The organism is Ruegeria sp. ANG-S4, from assembly GCF_000814005.1.
GTDB lineage: Bacteria > Pseudomonadota > Alphaproteobacteria > Rhodobacterales > Rhodobacteraceae > Ruegeria.
On the sequence record NZ_JWLK01000001.1, the window covers coordinates 826,849 to 851,329 of the forward strand.

General features: G+C 58.0%; 30 protein-coding genes and 1 other RNA gene. 16 read left to right on the forward strand and 15 right to left on the reverse strand.

Going from position 1 to position 24,481, the window contains the following annotated elements; genetic code table 11:
• Nucleotides 1-42: 42 nt before the first annotated feature.
• The 3 genes from RA28_RS04185 to RA28_RS04195 all read right to left on the reverse strand — a co-directional run bounded on the left by RA28_RS04185 (nt 43) and on the right by RA28_RS04195 (nt 3,235).
• Entirely contained in the window at nt 43-1,233 is a 1,191-nt protein-coding gene (locus tag RA28_RS04185) for a toxic anion resistance protein (RefSeq protein ID WP_039523999.1), read from the reverse strand.
• A gap of 29 nt (nt 1,234-1,262) precedes the next feature.
• Nucleotides 1,263-2,177 (reverse strand): 5-bromo-4-chloroindolyl phosphate hydrolysis family protein, encoded by a 915-nt coding sequence (locus tag RA28_RS04190; protein ID WP_039524002.1) that lies wholly within the window; start codon nt 2,175-2,177, stop codon nt 1,263-1,265.
• A gap of 173 nt (nt 2,178-2,350) precedes the next feature.
• On the reverse strand, nt 2,351-3,235 hold the full coding sequence (locus RA28_RS04195; RefSeq protein WP_082029715.1) for a pseudouridine synthase: 885 nt from the start codon (nt 3,233-3,235) through the stop codon (nt 2,351-2,353).
• Between RA28_RS04195 and RA28_RS04200 the strand changes: the two genes are divergently transcribed.
• On the forward strand, nt 3,229-3,678 hold the full coding sequence (locus RA28_RS04200) for a nucleoside deaminase (protein WP_039524003.1): 450 nt from the start codon (nt 3,229-3,231) through the stop codon (nt 3,676-3,678). The two genes, RA28_RS04195 and RA28_RS04200, sit on opposite strands and share 7 nt — an antisense overlap.
• Nucleotides 3,679-3,680: 2 nt before the next feature.
• Here the strand turns inward: RA28_RS04200 and RA28_RS04205 are convergent, their stop codons facing one another.
• Nucleotides 3,681-4,373: a metal-dependent hydrolase gene (locus RA28_RS04205; protein WP_039524005.1), complete on the reverse strand. Its 693-nt coding sequence runs from the start codon at nt 4,371-4,373 to the stop codon at nt 3,681-3,683.
• Nucleotides 4,374-4,430: 57 nt separating this feature from the next.
• Here RA28_RS04205 and RA28_RS04210 point away from each other — a divergent pair, with 57 nt between their 5' ends.
• Nucleotides 4,431-5,111, forward strand: coding sequence for a ceramidase domain-containing protein (locus RA28_RS04210; RefSeq protein ID WP_039524007.1), 681 nt, complete (start codon nt 4,431-4,433; stop codon nt 5,109-5,111).
• On the opposite strand, the gene RA28_RS04215 is transcribed toward RA28_RS04210, so the two are convergent.
• From RA28_RS04215 to RA28_RS22765, 3 genes are all read right to left on the reverse strand, one after another.
• Nucleotides 5,071-5,826, reverse strand: a complete 756-nt coding sequence (locus RA28_RS04215; RefSeq protein ID WP_039524009.1) for a class I SAM-dependent methyltransferase — start codon at nt 5,824-5,826, stop codon at nt 5,071-5,073. The two genes, RA28_RS04210 and RA28_RS04215, sit on opposite strands and share 41 nt — an antisense overlap.
• Before the next feature lie 33 nt (nt 5,827-5,859).
• A complete protein-coding gene (locus RA28_RS04220; protein ID WP_039524012.1) occupies nt 5,860-6,423 on the reverse strand; it encodes a DUF4202 domain-containing protein in 564 nt (187 codons plus the stop codon).
• A 131-nt stretch (nt 6,424-6,554) separates the two neighbouring features.
• Nucleotides 6,555-6,713 carry a hypothetical protein gene (locus RA28_RS22765; RefSeq protein ID WP_193747348.1) on the reverse strand — a complete coding sequence of 53 codons (159 nt, stop codon included), beginning with the start codon at nt 6,711-6,713 and terminating at the stop codon, nt 6,555-6,557.
• Nucleotides 6,714-6,945: 232 nt separating this feature from the next.
• Between RA28_RS22765 and gatC the strand changes: the two genes are divergently transcribed.
• From gatC to rnpB, 5 genes are all read left to right on the forward strand, one after another.
• Nucleotides 6,946-7,233, forward strand: a complete 288-nt coding sequence (gene gatC, locus RA28_RS04225; RefSeq protein ID WP_039524015.1) for an Asp-tRNA(Asn)/Glu-tRNA(Gln) amidotransferase subunit GatC — start codon at nt 6,946-6,948, stop codon at nt 7,231-7,233.
• Between the two features lie 3 nt (nt 7,234-7,236).
• Nucleotides 7,237-8,724, forward strand: coding sequence for an Asp-tRNA(Asn)/Glu-tRNA(Gln) amidotransferase subunit GatA (gene gatA / locus RA28_RS04230; RefSeq protein ID WP_039524017.1), 1,488 nt, complete (start codon nt 7,237-7,239; stop codon nt 8,722-8,724).
• 41 nt (nt 8,725-8,765) lie between these two features.
• Entirely contained in the window at nt 8,766-9,458 is a 693-nt protein-coding gene (locus RA28_RS04235; RefSeq protein ID WP_039525749.1) for a hypothetical protein, read from the forward strand.
• The gene (locus RA28_RS04240; protein WP_052261265.1) at nt 9,409-10,128 is read left to right on the forward strand and encodes an N-acetylmuramoyl-L-alanine amidase; all 720 of its coding nucleotides are present in this window, start codon (nt 9,409-9,411) and stop codon (nt 10,126-10,128) included. The genes RA28_RS04235 and RA28_RS04240 overlap by 50 nt, the downstream gene beginning before the upstream one ends.
• A 124-nt stretch (nt 10,129-10,252) precedes the next feature.
• Nucleotides 10,253-10,650, forward strand: an RNA gene (gene rnpB / locus RA28_RS22190) — RNase P RNA component class A.
• 9 nt (nt 10,651-10,659) lie between these two features.
• Here rnpB and RA28_RS04245 read toward each other — a convergent pair.
• From RA28_RS04245 to RA28_RS04255, 3 genes are all read right to left on the reverse strand, one after another.
• Nucleotides 10,660-10,992, reverse strand: a complete 333-nt coding sequence (locus RA28_RS04245; RefSeq protein ID WP_039525752.1) for a GYD domain-containing protein — start codon at nt 10,990-10,992, stop codon at nt 10,660-10,662.
• An 84-nt stretch (nt 10,993-11,076) separates the two neighbouring features.
• Complete coding sequence (locus RA28_RS04250) at nt 11,077-11,904, reverse strand: DUF2182 domain-containing protein (RefSeq protein WP_039524023.1); 828 nt, start codon at nt 11,902-11,904, stop codon at nt 11,077-11,079.
• Nucleotides 11,905-11,917: 13 nt separating this feature from the next.
• Entirely contained in the window at nt 11,918-12,553 is a 636-nt protein-coding gene (locus tag RA28_RS04255; protein ID WP_039524025.1) for a DUF1326 domain-containing protein, read from the reverse strand.
• A gap of 312 nt (nt 12,554-12,865) precedes the next feature.
• Here RA28_RS04255 and RA28_RS04260 point away from each other — a divergent pair, with 312 nt between their 5' ends.
• The 3 genes from RA28_RS04260 to RA28_RS04270 all read left to right on the forward strand — a co-directional run bounded on the left by RA28_RS04260 (nt 12,866) and on the right by RA28_RS04270 (nt 14,558).
• Nucleotides 12,866-13,570 carry a DUF533 domain-containing protein gene (locus RA28_RS04260; RefSeq protein ID WP_039524028.1) on the forward strand — a complete coding sequence of 235 codons (705 nt, stop codon included), beginning with the start codon at nt 12,866-12,868 and terminating at the stop codon, nt 13,568-13,570.
• Between the two features lie 116 nt (nt 13,571-13,686).
• Entirely contained in the window at nt 13,687-13,854 is a 168-nt protein-coding gene (gene rpmG, locus RA28_RS04265) for a 50S ribosomal protein L33 (RefSeq protein ID WP_005630270.1), read from the forward strand.
• Nucleotides 13,855-14,051: 197 nt separating this feature from the next.
• Nucleotides 14,052-14,558: a membrane lipoprotein lipid attachment site-containing protein gene (locus RA28_RS04270; protein WP_193747349.1), complete on the forward strand. Its 507-nt coding sequence runs from the start codon at nt 14,052-14,054 to the stop codon at nt 14,556-14,558.
• 115 nt (nt 14,559-14,673) lie between these two features.
• Here RA28_RS04270 and RA28_RS04275 read toward each other — a convergent pair whose 3' ends face one another.
• Both RA28_RS04275 and RA28_RS04280 read right to left on the reverse strand, forming a co-directional pair.
• On the reverse strand, nt 14,674-15,450 hold the full coding sequence (locus tag RA28_RS04275) for a Bax inhibitor-1/YccA family protein (protein ID WP_039525766.1): 777 nt from the start codon (nt 15,448-15,450) through the stop codon (nt 14,674-14,676).
• A 174-nt stretch (nt 15,451-15,624) separates the two neighbouring features.
• Nucleotides 15,625-15,843: a DUF1127 domain-containing protein gene (locus tag RA28_RS04280; RefSeq protein ID WP_039524034.1), complete on the reverse strand. Its 219-nt coding sequence runs from the start codon at nt 15,841-15,843 to the stop codon at nt 15,625-15,627.
• A 127-nt stretch (nt 15,844-15,970) separates the two neighbouring features.
• On the opposite strand from RA28_RS04280, the gene RA28_RS04285 reads away from it, so the two are divergent.
• Entirely contained in the window at nt 15,971-16,852 is an 882-nt protein-coding gene (locus RA28_RS04285) for a LysR family transcriptional regulator (protein ID WP_039525769.1), read from the forward strand.
• Nucleotides 16,853-16,855: 3 nt separating this feature from the next.
• Here the strand turns inward: RA28_RS04285 and RA28_RS04290 are convergent, their stop codons facing one another.
• Nucleotides 16,856-17,812, reverse strand: coding sequence for an NADPH:quinone oxidoreductase family protein (locus RA28_RS04290; RefSeq protein ID WP_039524036.1), 957 nt, complete (start codon nt 17,810-17,812; stop codon nt 16,856-16,858).
• Nucleotides 17,813-18,153: 341 nt separating this feature from the next.
• Between RA28_RS04290 and RA28_RS04295 the strand changes: the two genes are divergently transcribed.
• The 3 genes from RA28_RS04295 (at nt 18,154) to RA28_RS04305 (ending at nt 20,814) form a co-directional block, all read left to right on the forward strand.
• Nucleotides 18,154-18,525: a helix-turn-helix domain-containing protein gene (locus RA28_RS04295; RefSeq protein WP_039524038.1), complete on the forward strand. Its 372-nt coding sequence runs from the start codon at nt 18,154-18,156 to the stop codon at nt 18,523-18,525.
• Between the two features lie 45 nt (nt 18,526-18,570).
• The gene (gene hisN / locus RA28_RS04300) at nt 18,571-19,362 is read left to right on the forward strand and encodes a histidinol-phosphatase (protein ID WP_082029716.1); all 792 of its coding nucleotides are present in this window, start codon (nt 18,571-18,573) and stop codon (nt 19,360-19,362) included.
• Nucleotides 19,363-19,479: 117 nt separating this feature from the next.
• The gene (locus RA28_RS04305) at nt 19,480-20,814 is read left to right on the forward strand and encodes an 8-oxoguanine deaminase (protein WP_039524041.1); all 1,335 of its coding nucleotides are present in this window, start codon (nt 19,480-19,482) and stop codon (nt 20,812-20,814) included.
• Here the strand turns inward: RA28_RS04305 and guaD are convergent.
• Nucleotides 20,811-22,100: a guanine deaminase gene (gene guaD / locus RA28_RS04310; protein WP_039525776.1), complete on the reverse strand. Its 1,290-nt coding sequence runs from the start codon at nt 22,098-22,100 to the stop codon at nt 20,811-20,813. The two genes, RA28_RS04305 and guaD, sit on opposite strands and share 4 nt — an antisense overlap.
• A gap of 140 nt (nt 22,101-22,240) precedes the next feature.
• On the opposite strand from guaD, the gene mgtE reads away from it, so the two are divergent.
• Together mgtE and RA28_RS04320 are read left to right on the forward strand one after the other, a co-directional pair.
• Nucleotides 22,241-23,635, forward strand: a complete 1,395-nt coding sequence (gene mgtE / locus RA28_RS04315) for a magnesium transporter (RefSeq protein WP_039524044.1) — start codon at nt 22,241-22,243, stop codon at nt 23,633-23,635.
• On the forward strand, nt 23,632-24,189 hold the full coding sequence (locus RA28_RS04320) for a 5-formyltetrahydrofolate cyclo-ligase (protein WP_039524046.1): 558 nt from the start codon (nt 23,632-23,634) through the stop codon (nt 24,187-24,189). The genes mgtE and RA28_RS04320 overlap by 4 nt, the downstream gene beginning before the upstream one ends.
• 19 nt (nt 24,190-24,208) lie before the next feature.
• Here RA28_RS04320 and RA28_RS04325 read toward each other — a convergent pair whose 3' ends face one another.
• Nucleotides 24,209-24,436 carry a putative hemolysin gene (locus RA28_RS04325; protein ID WP_039524049.1) on the reverse strand — a complete coding sequence of 76 codons (228 nt, stop codon included), beginning with the start codon at nt 24,434-24,436 and terminating at the stop codon, nt 24,209-24,211.
• Nucleotides 24,437-24,481: the final 45 nt, after the last annotated feature.

The window sequence follows — 24,481 nt, forward strand, 5'->3', positions numbered from 1 at the left end:
AGGGCCGTTCTGAGGTACCCGGCAGGGACCATCCGGCGACCCTCAGCCGGGAACCGAAGTGCTGGCCGTATCGCCCGGCCCGTCTTTACGTGCCTTGGCTGAGGCGAGTGTGTCTCGCAATTCAGTTTCCATTTTCTGCAGCTCTTGTTCTGCCGCGGCGCGCTTGGCTTTGCCCTCATCGGCGATCGCAAGGCTTTCGTTGATTGTACCGATAAGGTCTTCGTTCGCTTTCTTGACGGCTTCGATATCAAAAACTCCGCGCTCCATTTCTTCGCGGATCATTTTGTTCGACTCACGCAGGTTGGCCGCGTTCGAGGTCAGCAGTTCGTTGGTCAGATCATTGGCATCGCGAACAGCCGCCGCCGCCTCGGCGCTGCGCTGGATCGTGACGGCCTGTGCCAGTTGCGTTTCCCAAAGCGGCACGGTGTTCACCAATGTCGAGTTGATCTTGGTCACCAGCGATTTGTCATTTTCCTGCACCAGACGGATCGAGGGCAGGGATTGCATTGTCACCTGACGCGTCAGCTTCAGATCATGGACCCTGCGTTCCAGATCATCGCGCGCCGCCCGCATGTCGCGTAGTTCCTGCGCTTTCATAACCTGCTCTTCCTCGGGCGCAGCCTGAACCTCGGCCTCTTTTTCCGGGATATCGTGGCTGTCCAGTTCGGTCAGCTTTTCCTCGCCTGCCGCAATGTACAATGCGAGTTCGTCATAAAAGCCCAGCGTTTTTTCGTAGAGAAGGTCGAGGGATTTGATGTCTTTCAACAACGTGTGTTCGTGCCCCAGCAAATCGTCGGTAATCCGGTCGATCTGCCCCTGAACCTCTTCATACTGGGCGGTGAACTTGGCAAATGGTGCCGCCTTGCCCACAAGCTTTTCCCACCAACTGCGTTCGCGCCGAACGTCCAGCTCACTGACTGAAAAGCCACGGATCGTAGTCACGATGTTACGCAGGCTGTCGCCTGCGGGGCCAACGTCCTTGTTCCGCACGTCTGCGAGCATGGCTTGGCTGATTTCCTGCAACTCGGCCTGCGCCGATGAACCGAACGCCACGATCGAGTTGGTATTGCCCATGTCGATCTCATCCATACGTTTGCGGATTTCGGCACTCACCGGTTCATCTGCCTCTTCCAGCGGCACAATCTCGGTCTGGGGTTCCGGCAGCGCGACAGCCGTCACCTCCTGCACCAGAGTTTCGGCTTGAACCGCCTTGTTCTTGATATCTTCGGACATGGGGTAATCCTCGCTCAAATTATGGCCGGTCAGTCCAGCCGGACTCCTTCGCGCTGCAGCCTGTCGCGCAGCACATCAATTTCGACCGTCAAATCGCTGCGGTCATCCAAAAGCATTTTTCGCGTGCGGGCTGCGAAATTCTGTTCAAGGTCATCCAGCAGCGCGGTGTAATCCGCCATGGCCTGCGCGTCCCGAGTTCTGGCATAGACGTCAGCAAACTTGACCGTCGCGTCGCGCGCGCCCTGCAGGTAGACCGTCAGATATTTCCGGGCACCCGCCAGGTCACGCGGGTCTTCTTCGACTGTCCGAAACAGATCGCGGGCCGTATCCTGAAACCGCTCGACCCGGGCTTCGACCCGTCGGTCACCGGCGCGTTTGATGGCATCGGTCATCTCTGACAGATGCGTTTCGGCGTCTTCGACCACGCGGGCCACGCGGTCTTGCTGGAAAGTGTCGATCCCCTTCATACCCTTGTCTTTCATCGGATCAATGCCGAAGGACAAAGAATGCAATGCGCTCGCGACGACGCCGAACAGGATGGGCGCGACCAGACTCGCTTGCGCTGCAGCGTCAGCATTCAGAAATTCGGTTCGATAAGATGCCAGGGCAGTGCCCAGGCCGGTCAGTGCGCTGGCGAATATCTTTCGAGGGAAGGCTGGGCGTCTGGCTGTGCGGCGCGTGTTGTATGCAGCCTCGGCGCGCAAGCCCTCTCGCAGAAAGAACGCCGCTGCCGTCAACAGCCCTGCGGCCACAAAACCGATTGTCATGCCGATTGCGCCGTCATTGATCGACAGGAAAATCAGCGGAATTGCGGGAAGGAACAAGAGATTGGCTCGGGCACCGGCCGGTTCCACGCGCGCGCGTTCGAACTGACCGCGCGGCGTTTGCTCGCCCGGGTCCGAGCCGCCCTGTGGGCTGTATTTTCCGCCGAACCGCTTGGACATGCCTTACAGGCCCCCCAGCACGCCAGTGCACACGCCGAATAGCAGCACAAGCAACGCCACATAGGCAAGTTTTTGCATTCCCGTCCCGGACATAAGGCCCCCCGCTGCAACCCTTGAAGAAAAGGTAGTGGATGCGAGGGCTTGGCGCTAGGGGGAAGGTCGCTAAACCTACGTCAGCTGCGATGTTTCTTGTTGATTGGCGCTCTTTTTCTTTGCGGGCGGGCGGTGCGTTTTGGCGTTGTTTCCGGTTTGGCTTCGCCATCCAGACCCAACTGGTCGCGCAGAACCCGGCGACGGATCTCTTCCACCTCACCGGGTTTCAGACTGCCAAGTTGAAACGGGCCGTATGAAACACGCAGCAGGCGGTTTACCGAGAATCCGATATCTTCCATCGCCCGACGGATTTCACGGTTTTTGCCCTCGCGAAGTCCAATTGTCAGCCACGCATTTGCCCCCTGTTGGCGATCCAGCGTGACTGTCATCGGTTGAAACCGTTCACCTTCGATCACCAATCCCCGACGGAGGGGGGCGAAGTCTTCGTCCTTGGGGCGACCGTTCACGCGAACGCGGTACTTTCGCAACCAACCGGTTGCGGGAAGCTCGAGCTTGCGCTTGATGCCACCGTCATTTGTCAGCAACAGCAGCCCTTCCGAGTTCAGGTCAAGTCGCCCGACGCTCATGACGCGGGGCATGTCCTCGGGCAGATTGTCGAAAATCGTTGCGCGGCCTTTTTCATCACGGGTGGTTGTGACCAGACCAGAGGGCTTGTGGTAAAGCCAAAGGCGAGATGGCTCGGGTTTCGACACCGGATTGCCATCTACAACGATCTTGTCCTGATCCGTTACATTCAGCGCGGGGCTGTCAATCGTGGTGCCGTTCACGGCCACACGACCGGCTTCGATCATGCGTTCGGCTTCGCGGCGCGACGCAATACCAGCGCGGGCCAGAACTTTGGCGATCCGATCGCCGGGAGGAGGGGTTTTGTTCATCCGCAGGCCATAACCCATCCCGTCCGCTTGCGAAAGGCAGGTTTCTGATGCAGTCAGGGGCAATGACATTCAGATCGCATATGGAAACGGCGCTGGCCGAGGCGCGTGCGGCCGCAGACCGCGGCGAAGTCCCGGTGGGGGCCGTCATAGTCTCGCCCGATGGCCGCATCGTTGCCAAAGCGGGCAACCGGACGCGCGAGCTGAACGACCCCACAGCCCATGCCGAGATCTTGGCGTTGCGTGCCGCCTGTGCCGATGCACGCTCTGAAAGGTTGCCGGACCACGACTTGTATGTGACCCTTGAACCCTGCGCGATGTGCGCGGCGGCTTTGGCGGCAGCCCGGATTCGGCGCATTTATTATGGCGCCTCCGATCCCAAATCCGGCGGCGTTGCGCATGGTGCACGGATTTTCACCCACGATCAGGCGCACCACGTCCCCGAAATTTATGATGGTATCGCGGCGCAGGAGGCCGCTGACCTCCTGAAAGCGTTTTTTGCCGCGCGGCGGTGACGCTACAATTTGATTGCCCGCATCACCTCTGGTTCGATCACGTCGACACCGGGAAGACCTTCTGCCAGCTCCTGGGCAGATTGCTCCAGAATCGGGAAGGTTTTGTAGTGGCCGGGAATTACGGTCTTGAAGTTGAAATACCGCTTGGCCGCGTAGGCCGCGCCTTTCATATCCATCGTGAAATGCCCACCAGCAGACAGGATACCGATGTCTGGCTTATAATAATCGCCCATCCAATCCATATCGGCCATGATGTCTGTATCGCCCGAGGCATAGACCATACGCCCTTCTGCGGCGATCATGAAGCCCACCTCGGACCCGCCTGTGCGCAGCCCATCCGGCGTCTGGAAAGTTGAACTGTGGGATGCCGGAACCATCGAAACCTTGACGCCATTCAGATTGACAGTGCCGCCTTTGTTGAAACCAATGGTTTCGATGTTCTCAGCCTCGGCCCAATAGCCCATTAGGTCATATTGGCCGACAACGGGAACGCCCAATTGCTTTGCCAGCGGCAACACATCAACCACATGATCGAAATGCGTATGGGTCAAAAGGATATGCGTGGCCCCCGCGACAGCATCGGCGTGACGATCTTCGGGTAAAGACGGGTTTCCAGTCAGCCAGGGGTCGATCAAAAGCACCTGTCCGCCGGCTTCTATGCGATAGCTTCCATGTCCCAGCCAAATGATATTCATAAATAATCCTCCCAATATGCGCTTGGCACCAACCTAGCATCCGCTATGTAAAAATCTATGAATTGGATGCAGCAAATTGACGGCTATTGCGAAAGGGTGTCCCCGGACTACTGGGCTGAACCCATAAACGCAGTGACAAACGCAGCGTTTCTTTTGGCGGCGTTCATCATGTGGCGGCAGATGCGCGGGCAAAAAGCGCCCCTGGCCCGGCTGCTGATTGTCTTGCTGGCGATAATTGGGGTCGGCAGCTATCTGTTTCACACTCACGCGCAGATTTGGGCCGCAATCGTGGACGTAACGCCCATTTTGCTGTTCGTACTGGTCTACATATTTGCCATCAACCGCGATGTCTGGGGCATGAATTTCTGGACTGCGTCGGGCGTGACGCTTTTGTTCTTCCCGTTTGCTGCTGCAACCATTCCGGTGTTTCAGCTTGTGCCCGGGTTGGGTGGATCCTCGGCCTACGCTCCGATTCCCCTGCTGATATTGATTTATGCCGTTTTGCTGCGGCGTCGCGTTCCTGACGTCGCGCAGGGTTTGGCCATCGGCGCGGCGATCCTGATTGTATCAATCACGTTCCGTGCGATAGACGAGCCGCTGTGCGCGCAAGTTCCAGCCGGGACGCACTTTATGTGGCATATCCTGAACGCCACGATGCTGGGCTGGATGATCGAAGTTTATCGGCGCGCGTTGTTATTCAGTCCGGCAGCTTCCGCGCGACATAAAAGCCATAGCTAACATAAGCCACGTTCCGCTTGTACAGGTCCATTTCTGCCTGTTCGGCTTTGATCAGCGCCTTGGCTTCGCCCGAGTGATTGTTTTTCTCCAGAAACGCGTCGAACCGCCGTTGCATGGGATCGTAGTATTCGTCTCTCCAACAATCAGGCGACAACGGGAAATAGCCCAAAGTTTCGTATCCATGCGCCTCAAGCTGGTCAATCTTGACCGAGGGCAGGGCGACCTCGGGGTATTCACGGTTCCAATGCTGCGTAAGCTCATCCGGCCTGTCTCGGGTCAGCCAAGTCAACTCGGACACGGCAAGAATTCCACCGGGTTTAAGATACTTTCGCCAGTTTTGAATGCCCGTTTCAAAGCCGACATTATAGATCGCCCCTTCGGACCAAAGCACATCAAATGCGGCATCTTGAAACGGAAGCGCATCCATTGAGGCGGTCCGGGTCGTGATGCGTTGGCCAAGACCCAGCTGTTCAGCGCGCCTGTTCAATTCGGTCAGAAACTCGGGCAGCAGGTCAACCGCGGTAACATCCGCCTGAAGGTCGCCAGCCAGGATCAAGCTGGCCGCTCCTGTGCCGCATCCGATATCCGCGATTTGCAAGGGGTTCTTGTCATTCAGTCCCGCCAGTTCAATGGCGCGTCGCGTCGAAGATGCACTTCCCGGCCCTTGACGGTCGCCACGGATGTGCAAGTCTATTATCAGTTCAAGAGTGTCCAATGCTCCGCCCCCACGGCCTGCCCACCGTTTGCTTTAGGCCCGAAAAGCAGCCGCCAATGGATCGGGCAGACTGAACTCTTCCAATACCTTCTCACGGGCTTCCGAGGACATTTTCCTTGCTGTCTTCTCAACGATGCTCTGAATTTTCTCTTCCGAGTGTTTGGCCGCAAACGGTTGGAAATACCATTTCAGGAACACAAAACAGATTACATCTTCCAGTGCCTGAACCTCGGCATCGCGTTTGATGCCCTGTTTGCGCAACATGCGCCCGATGGTTTCGACCGACTCGGGCGCGTAACCCGTATCTTTCATAAGGCCCATGACGACATCAGCGTGGTGGACCCCTTGTGCCTTGCGCCATGCCAGATATCCGGCGCGACCTTCCGGGTATTCGGTTCGCTTCAGCTTCCAGCGCTCAACATGCTGCCCACGCGCGGCGATCTGCAACTCGTCCGAGGCATCCGGGAAAAGGCGCGTCAGTTCCTGGCTCATTCTCTGCCCGTAAAGCAGTGCCTCCGGGGTACCTTCTTCCTGATTGGGGTCATGGGAATTGGCTGCATCGATTGCGTCCAGAACCTTTTGCTTTTGTGCGCTCATTTACCGCTCCGCTGGCTTGTTGGGCTGTAGCTTTTGAACATAGCTTAGCGGCTTGGTCCAGGCAGCGCAGCAGGGAATTGCGCAAGTCCCGGGCAGGGTGTCAGCGACCCCGCCCGGGAACAAGGGGCATGTCAATTGCCCGAGGGGGTCTTGTCTTTTGTCACTGTCTGGGTGGTCGGTGCAGGGAAGCTCAGGTCGCGGGTCAGGGTGTCCATGGTGGGGCCAAATGATCCGGCCTGTGCCGAAAATGCTGCGAGGGAAAGAACCAGTGCGGTCATCAGCGATTTCATGGTTTTACTCCGGGGATGATTGACGTCGTCTTTATGAAATGAACTGTTTAGTTCATATTTCAAGAGGCAAAATGAACTGATCAGTTTATTTTGTGAATTAGACACTCTCGCAGGACCCTAGGTCGGCACAGATATCGCTTGTTCGAAACCCTATGAATTTGGGTGCTCGGCGCACTTGCGACCGACGCGGCAGACAGGTAAACGCCCTGCTAAGCGTATATGAGGTTTCCCGATGTCGATTGACCAAAGCACCGCCGCAAAGGTGGCCAAACTGGCCCGGATCAAGGTCGAGGATGACGCGCTGCCCGCGCTGGCGTCCGAGTTCAACACCATTCTCGGCTTCATCGAGCAACTGAACGAGGTCGATGTAGACGGGGTGGAGCCGATGGTCTCGGTCGAGCCGATGCGTCTGAAGCGGCGTCAGGATGTGGTCACGGATGGGAACCAGCAGGACAAGGTCCTGTCCAATGCCCCAGATGCGCGCGAAGGGTTCTTCGCTGTTCCCAAAGTTGTGGAGTGAGTCATGAGCGATCTGAACAAACTGGGCCTGGCCGAGGCCCGCGATGCGCTGCGAGCGGGTGATGTGACTTCGGTCGAGCTGACCGAATCCTGCCTCAAGGCCATTGATGAGGCCGACGCGCTGAACGCCTTTGTCCACAAAACGCCCGAGATTGCTCTGGACCGCGCCAAGGCGGCGGATGAACGCATCAAGGCGGGCGACGCACCGTCCATGTGTGGCCTGCCCATAGGCATCAAAGACCTGTTTTGCACCAAAGGCGTGCCTTCGCAGGCCGCGTCGAAGATTCTGGAAGGCTTCAAGCCCGAGTATGAATCCACCGTATCGCAGCAACTGGCCGATGCGGGTGCCGTGATGCTGGGCAAGCTGAACATGGATGAGTTCGCAATGGGATCGTCCAACGAGACCTCGACCTATGGCAACGCGGTCAGCCCATGGCGGCGTGGAAACGATGGCGCGCAACTAACACCGGGTGGGTCGTCCGGCGGATCGGCCTCTGCTGTGGCTGCTGATCTCTGTCTGGCCGCAACCGGCACCGATACGGGCGGATCGATCCGTCAACCTGCCGCCTTTGTCGGTATCACCGGCATCAAACCCACTTATGGCCGCTGCTCGCGCTGGGGCATCGTTGCTTTTGCCTCCTCTCTGGATCAGGCCGGGCCGATGACCAAGAACGTGCGCGATGCGGCGATCATGCTGGAAACCATGTGCGGCCACGATCCCAAGGATTCCACCAGCGCGGAACTGGCGGTGCCCAACTTTGAGGCGATGCTGACCGGCGACATCAAAGGCAAGAAGATCGGAATCCCCAAGGAATACCGCATGGACGGAATGCCTGCCGAGATCGAAAAGCTCTGGGCCGACGGGGCCGAGATGCTGAAAGACGCAGGCGCCGAGATGGTCGATATCTCGCTGCCGCACACAAAATACGCGCTGCCTGCGTATTATGTGATTGCCCCGGCCGAGGCATCGTCAAACCTCGCCCGCTATGACGGCGTTCGCTATGGTCGTCGGGCACAGCTCTCGCAGGGTGATGGCATCACAGAGATGTATGAGAAAACCCGCGCCGAAGGTTTTGGTCACGAGGTTCAGCGCAGGGTCATGATTGGCACTTATGTGCTGTCTGCGGGCTTCTACGACGCCTATTACAATCGTGCGCGCCGCGTTCGGACGCTGATCAAAAAAGACTTTGAGGACGTGTTCGCCGAAGGTATCGACGCCATCCTGACCCCGGCGACCCCGTCAGCCTCTTTCGGTCTGGGAGAGATGACCGAGGCTGACCCCGTTCAAATGTATTTGAACGACGTCTTCACTGTGACGGTCAACCTTGCTGGCTTGCCGGGTATTTCGGTTCCCGCTGGTCTCGATCAACAAGGCCTACCCTTGGGATTGCAGTTGATCGGGCGTCCCTGGGACGAGGGCGATCTGCTCAACACCGCCTATGCGCTCGAGAGCGCAGCCGGGTTTGTGGCAAAGCCCGGGAAATGGTGGTAAGCCTGCAGTTGATCAAGCAACGCAAGACGACGGAGCTGCCAATGCGCAAGATGCTTTTGATCCCCACCCTTGGTTTGATCACTGCCTGCGAGACGGTGGCACCTGTTCAGGGGACCGGTTTCAACACGCCGGAATATCAGGCGCAGCGCGAAGCGCAACTGGCGGGGCAGGGATACGCAGGTAATCCGCTGTTGCCCCCCGAAGATGTCTCACAACAGCCCCTGTCGGCGTTGGAGTCTGACGGCGATAGTGCTGCCGATATTGCGAACCAGACCGCGGCGGCCCTTGCCAGCACCTCGCCCCAAGGGGCCCAAGGCGCAGCCGCGCTCCCGGTCAGCAATACGGCCATCTCGGACGAACAGGATTTCTCGGCCGTCTCAAATCGACGCAGCATCGAATCCGATGCGGCACGTATCGAACAGAACCGGCAGACATACGAGGTTGTCGCCCCAACCGCCGTTCCCGAGCGGGGCCAGGACGGGCAGCCCAACATCGTTCAATACGCTCTCAGCACCTCGAACCCGGTTGGCACGCAAGTGTACAGCCGCGCTGGTCTGAACCTGCAGGCCAAGGCGCAGCGCAATTGCGCGCGGTATCCGTCCCCCGATCAGGCCCAGATCGAATTTCTGTCCAGTGGCGGCCCGCAACGGGACCGCAAAGGGCTTGATCCCGATGGCGATGGTTATGCCTGCGGGTGGGACCCAAGCCCGTTCCGCAGTGCCGTCAACAACTGATCTTCCGGCGCCAATCTGGCATCCTTCCCCAAACTTCGGGGCCCGCCGTGACGGTCAAAAGCCGTCGCTGATCGTCCTCCATTACACGGCAATGGACGACGCTCAATCCGCATTGCACAGGTTGTGCGATCCGGTGCACGAAGTCTCCGCCCACTATCTGATTGGCGCGCAGGGAACGCTCTGGCAAATGGTTCGCGAGGAAGATCGGGCCTGGCACGCCGGGGCCGGAAGCTGGCAGGGACAAGGCGATGTAAACTCCCGCTCGATCGGTGTCGAGTTGGACAATACAGGCGCACACCCGTTCACCGAGCCACAAATGGCTGTCCTAGAGGCTTTGCTGACCAGTCTCATGTCACGCTGGGCGATCCCGCCCGACGGTGTAATCGGTCACTCCGATATGGCGCCTGGCCGAAAGTCGGATCCCGGGCCCCGATTTGATTGGCGCCGCCTCGAGCGCCTTGGATTGGCCCAAACCAGATCCAGCGCCAAGGGGCCGTCGGATGCACCGGTGCGTCTGTTTCGCGAATTGGCGCACAACGCCGGGTTTCCGTCTGATGTCGATGACGAAACACTGCTCGCCGCGGTTCGCCTGAGATTCCGCCCCTGGGGCAGAGGGGCCTTGGCTCCAGAAGATTTTTCGCCGCTCTGCTATACCTCGGCGCAAACCTGATCCGCGCTTCATCTGGCCAAAAATACCCCGGGGTTGAATTGGCCGCAGGCCAAGAAGGGGCTGGCCCCTTTGACGCCCGATCCACCCTTGACGCGGCTGCATGCAAAGCCTACCCAGCGCCTGCGCGGAGGGACGGATGGCTGCTGGGGTGCAGACCTCAGAGGAAAGTCCGGACTCCACAAGGCAACGGTGCCGGGTAACGCCCGGGCGGGGTAACCCGACGGAAAGCGCCACAGAAATCAAACCGCCCTGGGCTTTGGTCCAAGGCAAGGGTGAAACGGTGGGGTAAGAGCCCACCGCGCTGCTGGCAACAGCGGCGGCACGGCAAGCCCCACCGGGAGCAATGCCAAATAGGGTCCCCGCGCGGGCTGGTCGGTGCAAACCGATACCGCCGCTAGGCACGTCTTGGCCAAGAGGGACCGGGTTGGCAGCTTGAGCCGCGCAGCAATGTGCGGCCCAGAGGAATGGTCATCAATGGGGGCAACCCCGGAACAAAATCCGGCTTATGTGCCCTCCGCGCGCGTCGCCTGATCAGCGACCCGGCGGTGCGTAAGCTCCAGCCAGTTTTGCCGCTTTTTTCGTAACGGCAGCAAAGTCTTTTGCCTTCCATGCGCGCACTGTCTGAACGTTTGAAACCGCACCTGACGCTGCAACAGCCATACCTACGGCCACCGCGTCGGTCCCGTCCGGAACTTCGCTTACGACAACCACGTCATTGTCTCCGGTGGTCATGTAAAAGCCCAGAAGTTTCCCGCCGACTTTCTTCAACAGTGCCCTGACGGGTGCCGTGCGATCCTTGGGCTTTTTCAGCATGCCCTTGACACCTTCCTGAGAATAAGACGCGTAGGTAATAAAAATGGGCATGGATGCCTCCTGTTTTGCGGTTACAAACGGACCCGTAATTTGGCCGGTCCCTTGGCCTTCCGATGCGCCGCGGCGCACCGCATCTTATGATGTTGCAATCAGCCAGACGCCTGCGGTTATCAGTGCAACGCCGGTCGCGGGCACAAGCCACCGCGTCCAGGGCATGAGTTTTTCCAGCGCCACATAAATGGCGATACCAGCGATCCAATACAGGTTCATGATGCCGCCCACGAACAACAGGGCCATCAAGGCCCAGCAGCACCCCAGACAGTAGAGCCCGTGCAAGGCACCGGTCCGAAATGCGCCATAGCCGCCCGGACGGTTATGGGCGGCCAAGAACCGGGCCGGATTCTGGCAGTGCCTCAAGCAAGCGGTCTTGAGACTTGTAAGCTGGTATGCGCCTGCAGCCACCAAAACAAATCCTGCGAAGGATCTGCCTCTGATCGTCATCATAGGACCATCTGACAGCTCGATCTGCTCCAGCACCCACTGTGCAATGGTGGCGCCAAAGCTGAACAGGCCCCAAGCGATCAGATAACCGGCAAGAAAACAAAGGCTGAACCGGGAGGCTTTTTCCCTCTGGGTCCCAGCCCGTTTTAGCGCGGTGAACAGCAAGACGGCCGGCGCCGCGCTGGGAGTCATCATGGCGATCATCATGACCCACCACATCAGAAAGATCAGAACTGCATAGCTGAGGTCCCAAACCGGTGCCCCGCCCATCTGCATTGGCTCACCAATGGGGCCAGCCATGCGGGTCATATCGACCGCGGTCATGTTCATTCCAATACCGGCGACGGTGTACCAGACCGAAACCAGAATGATCAGGAACAGACTGCCCAGCACAATACTGCGATCATGCCGCATCAACTGTTCGACCGGCCCTGTGCCGGGTGGGGTGGATTGCGTGGTCATGACGGGCCTCTGGTCAGGCGCCCAAGACACCGTGGCCCGAGATGTTCAGATGCGCCATATGCGCGTGTGTCGCATCAAAAGTCAGACTGATTGCACCGCCACTGGTTTTGGCCGAACCCGAAGCGGCCTCAGCGTGGCGATATTCAAACCCATTTGGCAATTGGATGGACGCCCGGTGCGGGGCACCTGAAACGATATGCGGAATAGGGCTGACCTGCATATCAAAGACGCCGGGGGCTTTGGCGTATCCCGTGCGCTCATCCCTGTTCCATTCCAGCTCAATCGGAACGTAAAGCGTTTCGTATTTGGTCGGAGCCATGGCGCTGTAGACGTACCAAAATGTTGCCATTTCGTCAGTGTCTTCACCCGTCATTATGGCGTTCAGCGCGTCGCGCTGGTCGGCGCTTGCCGTGGTGTCTATGACCAATTGCATTTGGCCATTGCCTTCATGGATCGGCCCTGGCCAGTGGTACACTCCGGCGGCCCGCAAACCGCCGAGATCGGTATCGCCGTAATACCCACTTTTAATGTCGAAAACGACGACCGCCTCGCAGCTTCCGTGTGTGGGAAGAACGCTGAACTGGCACGGACAGCCAAAATCGCAGTTGCAGTTGGCAAGCTCCTCACCCTGAATTTCCCATTCTGTCATGATGCCCCCCAGAAATCTGTTTCATGCAAAACCTACCTGCCGCGGAAACAGCCTGTATATTTTGCCTCTGGGAATGAGCCTGTAATTGGCTTCTTAAGATAAAGCGCACACATATCATAAAATTGCAATTTACTCAAATGAGTGGCCGGCCGATGTCGCATGCCAGCAATAGATCTACTGGGATGAATTTCACAAAGCAGGTCAAAACCATCGCGCGTGAACTCGCCGGTCATTCCAAGGTCTGTATCCTTGAGCCCGCTGAGTTGTTATTCTTCCGGATCATAAAACACTAAATTCATTGGGAGGATTGTCATGAGCTTCATGAAAGCGCTTGCGTCGGTCGCCGTAGGATTTGCCGCGGCCAAAGGGTTGGAAAAATACAAGCAGATGGGCGGCATGGCCGGTTTGCAAGACATGATGCAAGGCGCTGGCGGCGGATTTGGAATGGACCAGTTGGGCAAAATGGCCGAGCAGTTCGGATTGCCCGGTGGCGCAGGTGGATTTCAGGACATGATCGGTAAGCTTGGAATAGCGAATTCGGCTGGGGTCGCTGGCCTGGGCGGGCTGATGAACGCGATGCAGGGGGCTGCGAAAACCGGCAGTCAGCAGACCGTGGACATGATGGACACGGTTTTCAAAGGCACGCCCGGCGGTGCCATGATGGAGGAACAGGCCAAACTGATGCTGCGTGCGATGATCCAAGCGGCCAAAGCGGACGGCGAACTGGATGCGCATGAAAAGGAGACCATCCTGGGTGAATTGGGCGATGACATCAGCGACGAAGAGCGTGCCTTTGTTCAGGAACAGTTGGAGGCCCCGATTGACGTGATCGGATTAGCGGCCGATTCTGGCGCGCCGCTGAAGACGCAGATCTACGCGACATCTTTGGCAGCGATTCGATTGGATAATCAGCGCGAGGCGTCCTATCTGCACCAATTGGCGACGGCTTTGGGCCTGTCGGACGCGGAACGCGACCAGATTCACACCTATATGGGGGCTCCGACCTTATCGACTTGACTTCCAATCCTGTGCGGGCGCGAATGCCCTTGACATGGGCCGTGCAGGGCGTAAAAGCGCACGCTCAGGAGAATTTAACCGAAAGGCCCCTGCCTTTTCGGACGCAGGAGATAACCATGGCGAAGCCGACGACAATCAAGATCCGTCTGAACTCGACCGCGGGCACGGGCCACTTCTACGTGACCAAGAAAAACGCGCGCACCATGACCGAGAAAATGACCGTTCGTAAGTACGACCCGGTCGCTCGCAAGCATGTTGAGTACAAGGAAGGCAAGATCAAGTAATCTGCCTTTTGACGTGGAATTCAAAATGGGCCCTGCCGCTGGCGGGGTCCATTTTTTTGTGCCCAACGCCATGATAGGAGCATTTCTGGCCGTTGCAGAGGCGCATCAGCGCTGTGGGTAATCGGAATGTGGGTGGCTTGCTTTTTCGCGCCACCTGCCGCTACGCTTTAGCTAACCGATCCAAAATGTTGACCGCCATGAAAAAAATCATCTTGCCAGCACTTGCTGTTTTGACCCTTTCGGCCTGTGAAGACCCCTTCAACCGTCAGGGCGTCGGTTTTACCGGAATTGACGGTGAGCCGCGCACTATCTCCGATGTGGAAGGTGCCGCAGCGTTCGTACCTGACGCAACCAATGTTCCGGCCGAGCTTGCCGAACTGCCAACCGTTCAGGTGACCTCTGACAAGACTGAGTTGGAAAAGCTGGCGGGTGTCGCCATCGACAACGGTGGACGCAGCGACACGACGGCGGTGCATCTGTCCGGAAGCGCAACAACGCTGTTCCTCAGCACCGTGTCCGTGAATGGGCAGTTGTTCGGCGTGCTGCGGACGCCCAGCAACAGCACCCGGGTCGACAATTCGGTCGGGTCCATTTTTGGATCGGAAACCGAACGGTTTACCGGCTGCCTGCCGGCGGGCCAAGTCTATCGCAAAGGCTCGTCAGAAAAGAGCTCTGGCTTCGCAGTGCCGTTGAACTGCAGCTGACAAACTCTCTCTCACGTCCAAGCCCCCGTCGATCAGGCGGGGGCTTTTTGATGGAGAGACACAAAAAAGGGCGGGTCGACAGGACCCGCCCCTTTTGATTGAATATGTCGCCCGCTTATTCGCGGTTGCCAAACAGCTGAAGCAGGAACATGAACATGTTGATAAAGTCCAGATACAGGCTCAACGCGCCCATGATTGCGGCTTTACCCAGCCATTCCTGATCGCCTGTATGGGCCATCTGCAAGTAGGTGGTTTTGATCTTTTGCGTATCGTACGCGGTCAGACCGGCAAAGATCAGAACGCCCAACACCGAAATCGCAAAGGCCATCGCCGAAGAGGCGATAAAGATGTTCACGATTGACGCAACGATCAGTCCGATCACACCCATGATCAGGAACGTACCCATTGCAGACAGGTCTTTCTTGGTCGTGTACCCGTACAGCGACAGACCTGCGAATGCGATCGCGGTGATCAGGAAAACCTGAATGATCGACTGGCCGGTAAAGACCAGGAAAATCCAGCTGATCGAAACGCCCATGACGGCCGCAAACGTGTAGAACACCAACTGTGCTGCGGATGCCGACATGCGGTTGATCCCGGCGCTGAAGCCGAACACAAACAGAAGCGGGGCAAACATGATGACCCACTTCAAGGGCGATGCGAACAAGGAATAACCCAGCGATGTCAGGTATTTTCCTTCGCTCAGCTGAGCCGCCGCCGCAGATGGATCGGTAGTGGTTGCCAGACCAGAGATCGCCCACGCCGCGGCGAAGGTGATCAACATACCTACGGACATTGTGCCGTAGACTTTGTTCATGTGGGCGCGCAGGCCCTCATCAATCTCGGCAGCGCGCGCGCCGGCCGCTGTCCGGATCGTGTCGAATTGTGCCATATAAGGGTCTCCCTTCATTCATCTGTTCCCGGCCCGCGAAAGCAGGCTGGTTTCCCAGCAAATATCGGAGAGTACGCCCGCTGTTTCAAGGGTTTTGCGGCTAAAACTCAGGAAAACTATCAACAAAAGTGGCAGGTCGCCCAAACCGGCGACCCGCATTTGCGGTTGAGGCGATTAATACAGGCTCTTTAACCAGTTATCCGGTGCGTCCCACATCGGGCGCGCGGCTTCGGACTGCGCCTGTTCGCGGGTCACTCCGATGTCTTCCAAGGCCCGCGCATCCAGTCGTGCCAGCGCCCGGCGCTGTCTTGCCAAAGACAGAAAGTCCAAGAGTTTAAAGCGACGAGAGGCAGGAACACCGCATTTGGACTGTGATTGAGTTATTAGGGTCATAACTATTGTCCTTTCGTGGTTTTTTGATGCCAATCTTGGTTTGGATCAATTCTGTTGATCTATATGGGGGAATATGGCACATTATTGAAACGAATGTTTTTGATGGCACCCATAAGGAATCTTGAAGTTGCGAAATCTGGACATCACGACACTTAGATCCTTTGTCGCCGTTGCGGATCACGGCGGCGTCACACGCGCAGCAGGGTTTTTGCACCTGACCCAGTCTGCTGTTTCGATGCAACTGAAGCGATTGGAAGAGCTGCTGGGCCTGGATCTGCTGGACCGCAGCGGGCGGACGATTGCCCTGACCGCTTCGGGCGAGCAGTTGCTGGCATACGCCCGGCGAATGATCGCGTTGAACGACGAGGTCATCTCGAAACTCACGGATCAGGCTTTTGAGGGTGAGGTGGTTTTGGGCGTTCCGCATGACATCGTGTACCCGGCGATTCCCCGCGTGCTGCAGCGTTTCAATGCGGATTTCCCAAGGGTGCGGGTGCAATTGATTTCATCGCACACGATGCAATTGAAAGAGATGTATCAGCGCGGGGAATGCAATCTGATCCTGTCGACCGAAACGACGGGTTCAGAAGGGGCCGAGACGATTGCCGAATTGCCATTACGGTGGATTGGTGCGCCGGGCGGTTCGGCGTGGCGTAAACGACCGATCCCGCTGGCTCTTGGTCGGCGCTGCATGTTCCGCCCGCAAGTGATCGCCGCGTTGGACGCGGCAGGGGTGCCTTGGGAGTTGTCGGTCGAGACGGAAAACGACCGAACCATCGAAGCCACCGTCAGTGCCGATCTGGCGGTTAACGCAATGCTCGACGGCACCGAAGCTGCGCATCTGGAACAAATCGACGCAGGCAGTGCGCTGCCGGAATTACCGGCGCACCGGATCAACCTCTACGGGGGCGAAAGTGGGCGTGATCCCGTGGTTGACGCGTTGGCCGCGTTGGTCCGGCAGAGCTTTTTCATGCTGGGTGGTTCGCCATTGCGGGCCGTGGCCGGGTAGCGATCAAGGTGTGATGACGACCTTGCCCGTGGACTTTCGGTCTTTCAGCAACTGCAGTCCTTTTGCCACGTCGCCAAGGGGCAGAACATGGCTGATATGCGGTTTGATCTTTCCTTGGCCATGCCACCGAAACAAGGTTGAAAAACTGTCCTTCACCACTGCGGATCTGAACGTCAGATAGCCGCCGATATAAAAGCCAATGACCGAAAGGTTTTTGACCAAAAGGTGGTTCGCGGGAATCTGGGGAACCTCGCCGCCGGCAAACCCGATGGGTAGCAGACGACCCTCGGGGTTGGTTGCGCGGAATGCTGCGTTGAACGTCTCGCCGCCAATGGCATCGTACACCACATCCGCGCCGCCGAGCGCAATAACCCTGTCGCGCAGGTCCTCGCTTGCATCCAGCAGGTGATCCGCGCCGGCTTTCCTGGCGATCTCTAATTTGTCTGCACCACGCGCCTGTGCGATGACCCTCGCGCCCATCAGCTTACCGATCTCGACGGCCGTCAGGCCCACGCCGCCTGCTGCGCCGGTAACCAAAAGGGTCTCTCCTGCCTGCAGATGGGCCCGGTGCGCCAACGCGATATGGCTGGTGCCATAGGCAATCTGTATCGCAGCCGCGTCCTCGAAAGACATGGAGTCAGGCAGCGCAATCGCGCGGTCTGCGTCGAACACACCAAATTCGGCCAACCCGCCCTGTCCGCAATAAACAGCGACCCGGTCACCCGGTCTGAATTCCGTCACATTGTTTCCAATTGCGTCAACAATGCCGGCAACTTCCATCCCCAAGGTAAAGGGTGCTTCAGGAGTGTCCTGATACGTTCCCTTCTGCATCAGAAGGTCGGCAAAGTTCAATCCGCAGGCCTTAATTCGCACACGAATCTGTTGGGCTTCTGGCTTGGGAGCCTCAATATTGCATAGCTCGGCCTTGGAGTTTTTGGTGATTACGCGATACGCCAGCATGTGGGAGCTCCGGTTCTTTGACCGCATAGGTCAGCGATGGCGCAGAAATGTCAAATCGAAAGCAAGGCCCTGCTGCGCGGTTGACCGACGTTACTTCTAATTGTCGCTAAAATAGAAACAAAAGGAGGTAAGACACGTTTTGTACAACCATAAACAACTATTCTTTGGGAGGAATACAACCCGCTTGAAAAAAAGGCGGAATGCGTCAATATAGGTCTTAGGTGCCGTTCGGGGGGCATGTTCCGCGTTAGGAAGTCCTTAAGCAGCGACCCGCTATGCAGGCGGGGCAGCATTTGTAGCGAGTTCCTGAATGGTTGTTTGAGTTACAGAGGAGACTACCAATGACCCATCACGTCGATGTCCATGTGGGCAAACGCGTCCGGCATCGCCGCTGGCTGATTGGCATGACCCAACAGCAACTGGCGCAGCAGGTTGGTATCAAGTTTCAGCAGATCCAGAAATACGAAACAGGGGCCAACCGGATAAGCGCGTCGCGCCTTTGGGACATCGCAGAGGCTTTGGATGTTCCTGTCAGCTTTTTCTTCGAGGGTCTGGAAGAGACTCAGAAAAGCGATGCAGACAAAAAATCTGTCCCGGCCGATCTGATGGCGGATAAAGAGGCTTTGGATCTGGTGCGTTCTTACTACGCCATTCCGGAAAACCAGCGCCGTCGCTTGTTCGAACTGGCGCGCGTTCTCAGCGAAGTCGCCTGATCCAACCGGGTTGACAATGGGGCATGGTGGCGGCACGGGTAAGCCATGCAAAACACCCCGTTAAGCGATCTAGAAGTTGCCGAAGAAATGGCCGACGCGGCGCGGGCGGCCATTCTTCCTTATTTTCGTCAGCCAAATCTTGAAGCCGACAACAAGCAAGACGATGGATTCGATCCGGTCACGATTGCCGACCGCGAAGGCGAAAAAGCGATGCGAGCCGTTCTGGCGCAGCATCGGCCAGAGGACGGGATTTTAGGCGAAGAATTTGGCCAAACCGCTGGCACCAGCGGGCGGACCTGGGTCCTTGACCCGATTGATGGCACGCGCGGCTTTATCAGCGGCACGCCGACCTGGGGCGTTCTGATCGCGTTGGGAACCGAAGCTGGCCCCTTTCTGGGTGTAGTCGACCAACCGTATATCGGTGAAAGGTTTTTAGGCTCCGAAGGCAACGCGATTTCCAAGGGTCCGGCGGGAACGATGCAGATTGCAACGCGCCAGACCCGCACCATTGAAGAGGCGATAGTATTTACAACCTTCCCCGAGGTTGGAACACCAGCCGAAGGCAACGCATTCCGTGCCGTATCCCAAAAGTCCAAATTGACCCGGTACGGCATGGATTGTTATGCCTATGCGCTGCTGGCTGCCGGGCAGGTCGATCTGGTGATCGAGGCCGGATTGCAGTCATACGACATTCAGGCCCCAATCGCCTTGATCCAGGCCGCGGGTGGCGTGGTCACAGACTGGCAAGGCAATCCGGCGCATCACGGCGGACGGGCACTAGCCGCAGCCAACGCCGAGTTGCACGCATCTGCATTGGAGATTTTGCGGCAATTCTGAACGCGGTTGCCGCCGCCATGCGTCCGGGCTAGGGTACCATTGGCTGGTTCTTGAGCCCGTTTTCCACCAGCCACGCACCTCCATTGCATGAGACGGGCAAATGCAGGAGTGCGATTAATGCCCGAAATACTTATCCGAAATGCCGACGCCATTCTGACGATGGATGACGCGCGGCGCGAATTGAACAATGCCGACATTTTGATCCGCGACGGGGCAATCGAACAAATCGGGCATAAGCTTGAAACCAAGGGTGAAATCCACGATGCAAGCGGATGCGTCGTGACACCGGGTTTGGTGAATACACATCATCACCTCTATCAGACGCTGACACGTGCCGTGCCGGGATGTCAGGATGCCTTGCTGTTCGGCTGGCTCAAGACGCTCTATCCGGTATGGGAGCGGTTTGGGCCCGAAGAGATATTCGTTTCCGCGCAGATCGGTCTGGCTGAACTTGCGTTGTCCGGATGCACGCTCAGCTCTGATCACCTGTATCTTTATCCCAATGGATCGCGATTGGACGACACAATTGCAGCCGCGGCAGAGGTTGGGTTGCGGTTCCAGCCGACACGCGGGGCGATGAGTATCGGTGAAAGCGCAGGCGGTCTGCCGCCGGACAGCTTGGTCGAGGCCGAAGACGCGATTCTCGAAGATATGATTCGCGTCGTCGATGCGTTTCACGATTCGTCCGCAGGGTCCATGTGCCGGGTGGGGTTGGCCCCGTGTTCACCGTTTTCGGTCAGTCGGGATTTGATGCGCGACGCGGCCATTCTGGCGCGGGACAAAGGCGTCATGCTGCATACGCATCTGGCAGAAAATGACGAGGATATCGCTTATTCACGCGCCCAGTTCGGATGTCGCCCCGGTCAATACGCCGAAGATCTGGGTTGGACCGGTGAGGATGTCTGGCACGCGCATTGCGTCAAGCTGGACGGGGCAGAGATCGACTTGTTTGCAAAAACCGGGACTGGCGTGGCCCATTGTCCGTGCTCCAATTGCCGGCTTGGGTCTGGCATTGCTCCGGTGCGTGAAATGCGGGATCGGGGCGTGAACGTCGGCCTTGGCGCCGACGGGTCGGCAAGCAATGACAATGGAAACCTGATGCTGGAAGCACGGCAGGCGATGTTGCTGCAACGTGTATCGCGCGGTGCGGACGCCATGTCATCGCGTGAGGCATTGGAAATCGCCACCCGTGGCGGTGCGGACGTTTTGAACCGCCCGGATTGCGGTCGGTTGATGCCCGGAAAGCGGGCCGACGTCGCCATTTGGGACACGCATGGGATTGAAAGTGCAGGCAGTTGGGACCCCGCGGCATTGCTGCTATCGGGACCGGTTCGCGTCAAACACTTGTTTGTCGAAGGGCGCCAGATCGTGCGCGATGGGCATGTGACATCCATTGACGTGCCGCGTGTGATAGAAAGACAGAACCTGCTGGCCCACGCCCTTCGGAGCTAGGTATTCGCGCGATTTCCACCGATCCAAACCTCGGCCACGGCCCGGTCATCGCCCATCATTATGGTCGGGAACACCGCTTCCCAAAGGTCGTTGGCCGTGGCTTCTCGTTGGGCGATATCGGGCGTTGAGGCGAGGTTGAGGACGACCAGATCCGCCTCCATCCCCGGCGCGATGTTTCCGATACTGTCTTCCATCCGCAATGAGCGGGCAGAGCCAACGGTGCCCAACCACAACAGTTGCGCCGGGTGCAGTGGGGTGCCACGCAGCTGACCAATTTCATAGGCCGCAGCCATCGTACGCAGCATCGAGAAACTGGACCCGCCGCCGGTATCTGTGGCAAGACCAACCCGGTGGCCCTGACGCATCAGCCCTTCCATGTCAAACAGGCCCGAACCGATAAAGGTGTTGGATGTTGGGCAGTGGATCAACGCCGCATCAACATCGCGCAGCCGGTCACGTTCCCGCTCTTCAAGGTGGATGACATGCCCGTAGAGGCCGTTTTTTCCAAGCAACCCGAATTGTTCATAGGTATCCAAATAGTCGCGCGCATTTGGAAACAGGGATCGAACCCATTCAATCTCATCCGTTTGTTCGCAGAGATGCGTTTGCATCAGGCAGTGCGGGTACTCGGCCCAAAGCGCGCCCATCGCCTCAAGCTGTTCCGGTGTTGATGTCGGCGAAAACCGGGGTGTGATGGCGTAAGACAGCCGGTCAACCCCGTGCCACTTCTCCAACAGAGCCTGCGATTGATCATAGGCGGTCTGCGCCGTGTCCCGCAATCCATCAGGCGCATTGCGATCCATGCAGGTCTTGCCTGCAACAACCCGCTGCCCGCGCGCTTGTGCTGCGGTGAAAAAGGCATCGACGCTTTCAGGGTGGATCGTGCAAAAGCTGCACATTGTCGTGGTGCCGTGCGACGCCGTCAGGTCCAGATAACGGTTTGCGATCTCCGCGGCATAGGCCGGATCACCGAACTTCATTTCTTCGGGAAAGGTATAGCTGTTCAGCCAATCTATCAGGCGCTTTCCCCAACTGGCGATCATTGCGGTTTGGGGATAATGGACATGCGGGTCCACAAACCCGGCCATGACCAGGTGGTTGCCATAGTCCGTGACCCGCGCGTCGGGATGCGTCTGTGACAATTCGGCGAAAGGCCCCAACGCGGCAATGCGTCCGTCCTGAACAAGGACCGTCTCATGCGTTTTTGCCGCCTCAGTCGGGTCTACGTCGAAGGGTGAGCCGTCAAAGGCCAGAACGCGCCCTTTCAAAAGCGTCTTTTGCGTCATGTCTTGGTCACTCCACCCGTTTTGTTGCCGCGCCACAGCATACGGGGGCGAAAGTTGCGGGTAAATCGGCGCATTGTCATTGTTTTCCGGTAGCTGCTTCTTCTATTTAGACCCCAATCGCCGAGAAATGGGGGCCGCGCATGACCACAGGCATTGACGAGGTCGGGCCAGATCAGACCCGGGACGAAGACGCCTATGCGCTGGATCGACGGACGGTCGCGGCGATCCTTTACGCTGTGGACGTCGACGACCGCGAAAAGCTCGTCGAACTCATGGAGCCGTTGCATCCGGCCGATATCGCCGACCTTCTTGAACAGATCAATCCGTATGACCGAACCCGGCTGATCCGCCTGTACGACAAGGAATTCGATGGCGACATTCTGTCGGAACTTGACGAGGCCGTGCGGGAAGAGGTCATCAGCGTTCTGAGGCCCGACGTGCTCGCCGAAGCGGTGCGCGAGATGGAAAGCGACGATGTCGTTGACCTTCTGGAAGACCTGGAAGAGCCGCAACAGGAAACCATTCTGGATGCGCTTGAGGATTCCGAAAGACATGCGGCAGAGCAGGCGCTGTCATATCCGGAAAATTCGGCTGGCCGCCTCATGCAGCGCGAAGTTGTCATGTCGCCGGAACACTGGACCGTAGGGCAAGCCATCGATTTCATGCGGGCCAATGACGACTTGCCGGATCAATTCTATCATGTCGTGCTTGTCGATCCCCGCCTGAAACCCATCGCGCAGGTGACGTTGGGCAAGTTGATGGCCACACGGCGCGAAAAACACCTTCGCGACATCGCCGACGAGGAATTCTACACCATTCCCGTCGATCAGGACGAAGAGGACGTGGCCTACGCGTTCAACCAGTACCACCTGATTTCAGCCCCTGTTGTAGACGAAGATGGACGTCTTGTTGGGGTGATCACCATCGACGACGCGATGGCTGTGTTGGACGAGGAACACGAGGAGGACATTCTGCGCCTTGCCGGTGTGGGTGAAGAAAGCTCGATCTCGGACAGCGTCGCCGCCACCAGCAGGCGGCGCCTGCCGTGGCTGACCGTGAATCTTTGCACTGCAATTTGTGCGTCTTTGGTGATTTCGCAGTTCGAAGCCGCGATTGATCAACTGGTTGCGTTGGCCATTCTGATGCCCATCGTTGCGTCGATGGGCGGCAATGCCGGAACGCAGTCGCTGACAGTGGCCGTGCGTGCATTGGCCACCCGCGACTTGACCGGGGCAAACGTGGCGCGCGTGATCAGGCGAGAATTGCTGGTTGGGCTACTCAATGGCCTTTGCTTTGCAATCGTTCTGGGAACGGTCGGCATGATGTGGTTCGACTCTCCGATGCTGGGTGTCGTGATCGGGACGGCTTTGGTCGTGAACATGATCATCGCGGGGTTTGTCGGTACGGTAGTACCGGTCGTGCTGGACCGTTTGGGCGCAGACCCGGCGCTGGCGTCGGGAACGTTTGTGACGACCACGACGGACGTCATGGGGTTCTTCATATTTCTTGGCCTTGCCAGCGTGGTGCTGCTGTGACCGATCTAAGTGAAATCAAAGCTGCCGCGCGCAAGGCGGCCTTTGCCCGGCGCAAGGTCGCTTTTGATAACCGATTGCCCGGCGCTGCAGGTCGCTTGTCCGAAGTTTTGGCCGGGCACCGGGGCGTGCCCTTGTCGGGATACATGCCGATCCGAACCGAGATTGATCCGCTGGCCGCCATGGCCGAAGCGTCTGCATACGGCCATGTCGGCGTGCCGGTTATTCAGGCGGCGGGGCAAGCATTAAAGTTCTCCCGCTGGTCCCCCGAAGGATCTTTGAAAGAAGGGCCATTCGGCGCGAAGGTACCCGAAGTCGACGAGTACTTTGACCCCGAGATTCTGATCGTTCCCCTGGTTGCTTTTGACGCCCACGGTGGGCGTTTGGGCTATGGCGGCGGGTTTTATGACCGAACGCTGGAAAAACTGCGCGCCAAACGCCCGACACTGGCCATCGGGTTCGCCTTCGATGCGCAAGAAACAAAGACCCTGCCGCTTGAGCCAACAGATCAGCCATTGGACATGGTCATTACCGAAAGCCGGGTGCTGACGTTCTGACGTGGCAATCGTTCAAGCGTCAGCCGGGGTTTTTCTCTCGGAAATACTCCCACGCATCCACTTCGCGGCCATCGGGCAGAATGCACACGCCGGTCTGACCATTTTCTCCGTCGCGTATTTCGTATTCTGCGCCGCTCTCGATACAGAAGGTTGCAGCGGGGTTGGCCAGTTCGGTGGATTGCTCCGGCGCCGGATCGCAGGCGGCAAGGGGAAGCAGGATCGCGGTCGGGATCAGGAAGCGGTGCATGAATATCCTCCGGTCGAATGAAATTCTTCGTTTTGTGCCGCAGTT